Origin of the sequence: Candidatus Hakubella thermalkaliphila, assembly GCF_013281975.1 — a bacterium.
Taxonomy (GTDB): Bacteria; Actinomycetota; Humimicrobiia; order Hakubellales; family Hakubellaceae; genus Hakubella; species Hakubella thermalkaliphila.
The window spans coordinates 1-8,058 of the sequence record NZ_BLRZ01000089.1; the positions used below are offsets into that span (position 1 = coordinate 1).

Sequence of the window (8,058 nt, forward strand, 5' to 3'; positions counted from 1 at the left end):
AAGAAATTGCCCTACATATTGAACCAAGATTCTTAAGTATCGCTGTAGGGTTAATATTCGACTCAGCAGGCGAGGTCTTATGGTGGGAAAGGTTGGTGTCGCGGAGACTCGAAGACTGAGATTTCGGCTTATTCGCTCAGAGAAGCATGAGACATGGCGCAAGATTGACGAGCACGGAGACATTCTGGGGTCAGAATAAGCCATAAACACGGGAAGGACATCCCCAAAGGAACCTTCAAGATAATGTTGGGACAGGCCGGCCCAAGGCAACGTCTTCCAGAATCACTTGCTTAAAGATATCTCTATCCCCTAAACGTTTAGTCGCATCCAATATTTCAATGCCCGCCAGACGTCCGTCAGCGTCATAATCAGCAGCCAGCCCTTCAGCAAGGTGTTGGGTTGTGACGGTCGTCTCACGGAATCTGATATACAGGGCATCCACCTCAGGGTCATAGGTAATTTTCATAACCATGCCTCCACTTAAAAATAGTAAGTATATACCGTAACAACTACAATTTCCGTCGGTTCTTCAACAAAAATGGGGCGAACCTGTTTCGTTGCATACACTTTTCTATTCCACTCCTTACCAAACGGAAAGTTTCTGCGACACTCCAATCGCCCCAATTCAGCAAGTGCCCACTTTTCGGAGCGTATCGTTTCGACAATTTCCTCTTCTGTCACTGCCCGAAAAGGCATTTGTGAACGAGCATGTCCAGAAAGTCGTATGGATTTCACTCTTCCATCTTATTTGATATTCACAAAATCTTCAACTGCAATCGATCCAGAGGCGAAGCGAAGGACTCGATGGATTTATACTGTATCAAATTAAAGAAAACTCCGCCTTGCCGTTTTTTTGTCCAATTTTTTGAACCTGCGTTAAGCAGGTGGGTGTCCTCCTGACTGATTCATAAGTCTCCACAAGGAAGCATTTACTCCTCATCCAGAGACGGACTCCCTATGTGACGGTGTTGGCTCAAAAAAAGGCGACAAATCACGAACAAGGCAGAGCTTTCGGTTAGAATATTAGCACATTGCTCTTGTCAAATCAATTGGCTATGTTACATGGCTGATACAAAAACTTCACTCCAGTTCTTTGATCTCGATGCCCAGCTCCTCCAGTTGCTCCTTTTCCACGTAATCAGGACTTCCGGTCAGAGGACAGGTGGCTGATTGGGTTTTGGGGAAGGCGATTACTTCCCGGATAGAATCCTCCCCGGCCATCAACATGAGCAGCCGGTCCAGCCCAAAGGCAATTCCTCCGTGAGGTGGCACTCCATATTCTAAAGCTTTAAGAAAAAAGCCGAAGCTCTTTTCAATCCTTTCCGGCGAGAGCCCTAAAATCTTGAATATCTTCCTTTGTAGCTCTGGAAAAAAAATCCGCAGAGAGCCGCCAGCAATCTCCACTCCATTGAGCACCAGATCATAGGCATCAGCCATTACTTTCAGGGGGTCGCTCTCCAAGTAGACCAGGCTCTCCTCTGTGGGCCGGGTAAAAGGGTGATGATGGGATTTTAGCCTCTTTTCTTCCTCATCATATTCAAAGAGAGGAAAATCTATTACCCACGCAAAACTGAACTTATCCCGGTCAATGAGCCCCAACTGTTGCCCAAGCTTCTCTCTCAAGTTGGAGAGAGACGAACAAACCACTTCTTCCCTGTCGGCCACTATCAACAGCAGACTTCCGGCCCGGGCCTCAAAATTTTCCACCATCAGTTTCTTCTCCTGGTCGGACAGAAATTTGGAGACCGGAGAGTCCACAGTGAGATCCTCTTTGACTTTAAACCAGGCCAGACCCCTGGCCCCAAATTGCTTCACCACATCTTCCAGCCCCTGGATGTCCCGACGGGATAGATCAGCACATCCCTCCGCCCTGATCCCTCGGATGACTCCCCCCCCCCTCCAGGGTACGCCCAAAGACCTGGAGCTGAGTATGGGTAAAGATATGGCTGAGCTCAACTATGGCTAAGTTAAATCTAAGATCAGGCTTATCAGTGCCATAGCTTCTCCTGGACTCCATATAGGAGATTCTGGGAAAAGGAGTTTTGATTTCCACTTCCAGAACCGTCCTGAAAAGGTGGGACAGCATCTCCTCACACAGAGTTAGAATATGCTCCCGGTGGACAAAAGACATCTCCATATCAATCTGAGTGAGCTCAGGCTGCCGATCCGCTCTCAGATCTTCGTCGCGAAAGCACCTGGCAATCTGGAAGTACCTCTCCAGTCCAGAAATCATGAGGATCTGCTTGAAAAGTTGGGGAGATTGGGGCAGAGCGTAGAACTGACCGGGCTGAAGTCTGCTGGGCACCAGAAAATCTCTGGCTCCTTCCGCAGTGCTCTTGCTTAAGATGGGCGTCTCCACTTCCACAAAGCTTTTCTCATCCAGAAATTTCCTTACTTCCAGAGCCACTTTGTGGCGCATAAGCAGGTTGTTAAGGGGTTTTGACCTGCGCAGGTCCAGGTATCTATACTCAAGTCTCAACCTATCATCTACGTTTATGTCATCTTGTGTGGGGAAGGGCGGCGTTCTGGACTCGCTCAAGACCTTCAGCTCAGAAACTCTTACCTCCACTTCTCCTGTTTTGATCCTGGGATTAGCAGTTCCTTCAGGCCTTTCCGCCACAGTCCCTCTAATCTGACAGACATATTCGCCTCTGATGGACTTAGCCAACTCGAAGACTTCTTGGAACTCTCGGGTATCAATCACCGTTTGGATCAGGCCGCTCCTATCCCGTAGATCAAGAAAAATTAACCCCCCATGATCTCTCCGCCGGTGAACCCACCCACAAAGAGAGACGGACGTTCCTTTATGGTCAAGACCCAACTCTCCACACCAGTGAGTCCTGTATTTTTCCTTTTGCATCTACCCTTACCCCTCTCTAGAGTACCGGCAAGTGGAGGTGTAGCTTCCGAAAAGGGAGCCTTTACGATCGGATTGGAGGGCACCGGCTTGCTGTCTCAGCCTCTAGCGCCCCATTTTTCTTTCCGGCCCAGCTTCTGGTAGAGATAGTCCAGCAAATCCTCAAAGGGTACTTCCTCCTGAGATGAAGTAGCCATATCCCGCACTCCCAGAACACCTTTTCTTATCTCATCCTCTCCAATGAAGATGACTATCTTGGCCCTTAGTTTATCAGCCAGCCGCATTTGGGCCTTCATGCTTCGAGACAGGTGATCCATTTCTGCCGAAAACCCCTGGTGCCGCAAAATATCCAGCCTTTTGATGGTCTCGAATCTCAGATGGTGAGATGTCGTTATAATGAAGAGATCCAGGCTCTTGTCCTCATACCCCTTCAGACCGCTGCGCTTCATAGCCAGGGAAGTTCTGTCAATACCAATGGCAAAGCCCAGCCCGGCAATGGGAGGTCCTCCACAATCCTCCACTAAATAGTCGTACCGTCCACCTGCACCAATGACATTTTGAGCTCCCAGGGAAGGAGAGACTACCTCAAATACGCTGCGGGTATAGTAGTCCAGACCCCGCACCACCTTAGGGTCCAGCTCATAGTCAGGGCCCATGACTCCCAGATATTTCTTCACTTCTTCAAAATGTTCCTGACACTGAGCGCAGAGGACAGAGATGAGTTCCGGAGCTTCTCTTAAAAGATGACGACATCCCTCTACTTTACAGTCAAAGACCCGAAGAGGGTTTTTCTTGATCCGCTCCCGGCAGTTCCGGCAGAGACCTTTTTCCACTTTCCTGAGATAACCAACCAGCTCCTCCCGGTAGGGAGCCCGGCATATCCGGCAACCCATGCTATTCAGCTTGAGAGTCAGGTTTTTCAGGCCCAGATCCTGAAAAATATGCATCAAAAGAGCAATGACCTCTGCATCGGCGGAGGGCTGCTCTGCCCCCAGAAGCTCTACATCTATCTGGTAGAACTCTCTGTACCTTCCTGCCTGAGGCTTTTCCTTTCGGAACATGGGTCCGATACAGAAATACTTCTGGGGCATGCTTTTAGTGTAGAGACTATGTTCGATGAAAGCTCGGACAATACCAGAGGTTGCTTCCGGCCGGAGAGCAAAGGAGCTTCCCTTTTGATCCCCAAAGGTATACATCTCTTTGCTCACAATGTCAGTGGCCTCGCCGATGCCTCGGACGAACAGCTCAGTATGCTCAAAGGTGGGAACTATCATCTCTTGGTAGCAATACAGACCAAGCAGCCTCCTGGCCTTATCAACTATGCAGTTTCGGCGCTCTACCTCGGGAGATAATATATCGGAAGTCCCCGTGGGTGCTACATATTTTGGCTCTACCACCTGGTTCCCTCTCTCAGGATTTGTCTGACGAAATAGTTATTGGCCCGCTCATGCCCCACAGTGGTCCGCTCTCCGTGGCCAGGAAAGATGATCATGTCATCCTGGAACCGATGGAAAAAACTGATCATGGATTCTTTCATCTCTTCCCAGGATCCACCGGGCAGGTCGGTTCGACCTATGCCTTCTCTAAATATGAGATCACCCCCAAATATCCAGGAGTCCGTAACCAGACAGATGCTACCTCGGCTGTGGCCAGGAGTATGTATTATCTCCCATACCTTTCCTGCCAGACAGAGCTGCATCTTCTCCAGAGGAACATATTGGGTAACCCGGTATGCCTGTCCATATATAAGGGAATAGTTCAAGGAGGGCTCTCCCAGCATCTCAGCATCAAGAGGGTGAATGTACACAGTCGCTCTGGTGTGCTCCCGGATCTCATTGTCAGCACCAATGTGATCGAAGTGCCCGTGAGTGTTAAGAATATGGGTGATGGTCAGATCCATTTCCTGGCAGAAAGATATAATCTTCTGCGGATCTCCTCCGGGATCCACCACAAAACCTTCTCCGGACTCCTCCGCGTAGACCACATAGCAATTTGTACTCAGGGGACCAACCACAATCCTCTTAGCTGTTAACATCCTCTTCCCATAAAAAGTAGCGGATTGCAATAATTACCCAAGCCATCGCCATCCACCAGTCACTGACCTGGGCTCTAAGCGCTTTTGCCATAAAGACGATCAGGGGTTACCCGGTACGCATCAAAGACAGAATCGACCCTCTTTATATTACTAATTATGTCATTCAGGAGGGAAAGGTTGCCTATCTCAAAAACAAATCTGGAGATAGCAATTCCCTCTTTCTCCTTAAGAGCCACATTGGCCGAAACTATATTGACGTTATACTCTCCCAGAACCGTTGTGATATCCCGCAAGAGTTTGGTTCTATCCAGAGCTTCCACCTGGATCTCGACCTGGAAGGACGATGGTTGAGCCGGGTTCCAGCTAACCTCGATAAATCTCTCGGAATCGTTGGAGAGAGAAACCAGATTGGTACAATCCGTCCTGTGAACGGAGACTCCCTGACCGCGAGTAACGTAGCCAACTATATCATCCCCTGGAACTGGATTACAGCATCTGGCCAGCTTGACCAGAAGTTCGCTGAGACCCTTAACTCTGACTCCTTTGGTGAATCTACTTCTGGGAGCGAGAGGCTGAACCAGCTCCTCCGTGACCAGTTCCTCTTCAATTTCCTCCAGATATGTCTCAGCAAGTTTGTTCTTTTCCTTTATGATCCTGGTGCAGACCTGGTGAGGAGAAATTTTGTTTGCTCCGATGTTTTGATAAAGTTTATCTACTCTACCAAAATGCATGCTCCGGGTTACTTTCTCTAGAATTTCAGAGCTCAAGGTCTGCAGAGATAAGCCGTGTTTCCGAAGAGCCTTCTGGAGCATTTCCCGGCCCACATTCTGGCTGAGCTTCTTTTCCTCTTGACTGAACCATTGCTTAATTTTGCTCCTGGCCCGGGCGGTCTTGACCAGGGAGAGCCAGTCCCGGCTGGGGCCTGCGGCAGACTTAGAAGTAATAATCTCCACTATGTCGCCACTACGCAAATGTTGCTCCAGGGGAACAATCCGGTTATTAACCCGGGCTCCCACACAACCGTGTCCCACGTCGGTATGAATCTCATAAGCGAAGTCGATAGGGGTAGACCCCATAGGGAGACTGATCACCTTCCCCTTGGGAGTAAAGACAAAAACTTCATCCTCAAAGAGATCTAACTTCAAGGATTCCATAAACTCCCGGGGATCAGATAGCTCCTGCTGCCATTCCAGAATCTGTCTCAGCCAGGCCAGCTTTTCCTCAAATTTCTCGTCTCCAGTACCTCCCTCTTTATAACGCCAATGGGCTGCGATGCCGTACTCGGATGTACGATGCATCTGATGAGTACGGATCTGAATCTCTAGCGGCCGTCCTTTAAAGCCAATAACCGTGGTATGAAGAGATTGATACATGTTGAACTTAGGATTGGCGATGTAGTCTTTGAAACGACCTGGGACCGGCTTCCAAATGGAGTGGATTATACCCAGAGCACCATAGCAGTCCTTGACCGTATCCACAATCACCCGTACGGCTACCAGATCGTAGATATCCTTGAACTCCCGGCCCTGTTTGGTCATCTTCTGATAAATACTATAAAGATGCTTGGCCCTTCCGCCGAACTCAGCCGTTATGCCTACCTTCGTCAGCTCCTCTTCTATCCTTTCTATGGTGCGATTGATAAACTCCTCCCTCTCGCCAGCAGTTTCATAGACCAACTGGTTCAGCTCCTGGTACTGTTTGGGATAGATGGTAGTGAAAGCCAGATCTTCCAACTCGCACTTCACCTGAGACATTCCCAGTCGATGAGCCAGAGGAGCATAGACATCCAGAGTCTCTTTGGCTTTGGTAATCCGTTTTTCCTCGTGCAGGTGGTACAGAGTCCTCATGTTATGAAGTCGGTCAGCCAGCTTAACCAGAATTATCCTTATATCCTTAGCCATAGCAATAAGCATCTTCCTCAAGTTTTCGGCCTGCTCTTCTTCATCAGAGCGGAAGGATAATCTGTTAATTCGGGTCACTCCGTCTACAATGGTAGCTATCTGATCTCCAAACTCCTCTCGCACATCCTCAATAGTAACCGAGGAGTCCTCTATTATATCGTGGAGCAAAGCGGATATGACCGAAGCTGTATCCAGCCTCATGTCAGCAATGATGTAAGCCACACCTATAGGGTGAGCAATATAGGGCTCACCTGACCTACGCTTCTGGTTCAAGTGACAGGCCTGAGCCATCTGGTAGGCTTTTTTGATCAAACTGTCCTCAACCGCAGGATGGTATTCTTTGATCTTCTCGATTAATTCATCTATGTCCGTCTTTTCCGATACCCGGGCCATGAATCTCATCCCTAAAAGAATCTCAATATATGCCTTTGTTGTTACCATATTAGCAAATTTCGGGTAAGTCTACCAGAAGACTGCTTGGGGTCGCGTGTAGATAAGCAGACAAGCGATGGCCGTGGACCCAATGTCCACGGCGCTTTCCACGCGTGCAGAGCAATCGAAATTTTTACAGCTTACCCATCCTAAACCATGATAAATTCTGAAATGGTATTTGCAATAGGCGGTCTTTTACCGGTAGAAGGTGGAAACACAATGCTCAATTCTACAATTGGAGCACTTGGATTAAGGGTTCCTGCAGGTGCATACCTGAATATAAGCGGCCTCAAATCAGGAGTTTATTTTGAATCCTGGGATGTCCATGATATGATTCCAGAGGCTGACTACCATCTTGTTTTAAAGAGGACACGTATTCTAAAAGACAATTTCACGGGTGAACTTGAACACGGGCCTTACGAAAGGGGTTGGCTGTTTTTCCTTGACCCAAATGCTCACGTCAGAATATCCAATTCTGAATTGAGAAAAGTGTTCATAGATCTGATAAATGAGGATGTGGAGTTTGAAAATCTAAGGGTTGGAATTCCTTCCAGCCTTAACTATCGAGATATTAAGCTAAAGGATGTTATCGTAATGGGTCAGTGGCGAAAGAACTGCTGAGAAAGGGAGGGATGAAAAATGAAATTACCTAAAGAAAATGTTGAGTTGTTCTATAAACTATACCATCCATTACTGGTGTATGTTAACAAAAAGTTTAATATAGTAAGGGGTATAAATTCTCCGGAGGATTTTAAGAAATTTCCTATAGAAGAAATAAACAAACTTAGAGATAGGTTGTATAAACATCCTGAGTTAATTAACTCATTTGTTGT

The 8,058-nt window shown here is 47.9% G+C and carries 5 protein-coding genes, 1 other RNA gene and 2 pseudogenes; 2 read left to right on the plus strand and 6 right to left on the minus strand.

What is annotated here, in order from left to right; genetic code table 11:
* Window positions 1-235: 235 nt before the first annotated feature.
* The 6 genes and pseudogenes from HW443_RS08195 to HW443_RS08220 all read right to left on the minus strand — a co-directional run bounded on the left by HW443_RS08195 (window position 236) and on the right by HW443_RS08220 (window position 7,186).
* Window positions 236-466, minus strand: a complete 231-nt coding sequence (locus HW443_RS08195) for a DUF2283 domain-containing protein (RefSeq protein ID WP_176235439.1) — start codon at window positions 464-466, stop codon at window positions 236-238.
* A 364-nt stretch (window positions 467-830) separates the two neighbouring features.
* Window positions 831-1,012: non-coding RNA, 6S RNA (gene ssrS / locus HW443_RS08200), on the minus strand.
* A gap of 68 nt (window positions 1,013-1,080) precedes the next feature.
* Window positions 1,081-2,860 (minus strand): annotated as a pseudogene (gene aspS / locus HW443_RS13955) (aspartate--tRNA ligase).
* 95 nt (window positions 2,861-2,955) lie between these two features.
* Window positions 2,956-4,254, minus strand: coding sequence for a histidine--tRNA ligase (gene hisS / locus HW443_RS08210; RefSeq protein ID WP_176235436.1), 1,299 nt, complete (start codon window positions 4,252-4,254; stop codon window positions 2,956-2,958).
* Window positions 4,248-4,892, minus strand: a complete 645-nt coding sequence (locus HW443_RS08215; RefSeq protein ID WP_176235435.1) for an MBL fold metallo-hydrolase — start codon at window positions 4,890-4,892, stop codon at window positions 4,248-4,250. Before HW443_RS08215 ends, hisS begins: the two co-directional genes overlap by 7 nt.
* A 74-nt stretch (window positions 4,893-4,966) precedes the next feature.
* A complete protein-coding gene (locus tag HW443_RS08220; RefSeq protein WP_176235434.1) occupies window positions 4,967-7,186 on the minus strand; it encodes a RelA/SpoT family protein in 2,220 nt (739 codons plus the stop codon).
* A 195-nt stretch (window positions 7,187-7,381) separates the two neighbouring features.
* Between HW443_RS08220 and HW443_RS08225 the strand changes: the two genes are divergently transcribed.
* Entirely contained in the window at window positions 7,382-7,846 is a 465-nt protein-coding gene (locus HW443_RS08225) for a hypothetical protein (RefSeq protein ID WP_176235433.1), read from the plus strand.
* An 18-nt stretch (window positions 7,847-7,864) separates the two neighbouring features.
* Window positions 7,865-8,058: pseudogene (locus HW443_RS13025) on the plus strand (hypothetical protein); the annotation flags it as partial.

Excerpts from the sequence above, each read along its gene's own strand:
- HW443_RS08225 (WP_176235433.1), top strand. The coding sequence starts at position 7,382 with ATGATAAATTCTGAAATGGTATTTGCAATAGGCGGTCTTTTACCGGTA.
- HW443_RS08215 (WP_176235435.1), bottom strand. The coding sequence starts at position 4,892 with ATGTTAACAGCTAAGAGGATTGTGGTTGGTCCCCTGAGTACAAATTGC.
- HW443_RS08220 (WP_176235434.1), bottom strand. The coding sequence starts at position 7,186 with ATGGCCCGGGTATCGGAAAAGACGGACATAGATGAATTAATCGAGAAG.
- HW443_RS08195 (WP_176235439.1), bottom strand. The coding sequence starts at position 466 with ATGAAAATTACCTATGACCCTGAGGTGGATGCCCTGTATATCAGATTC.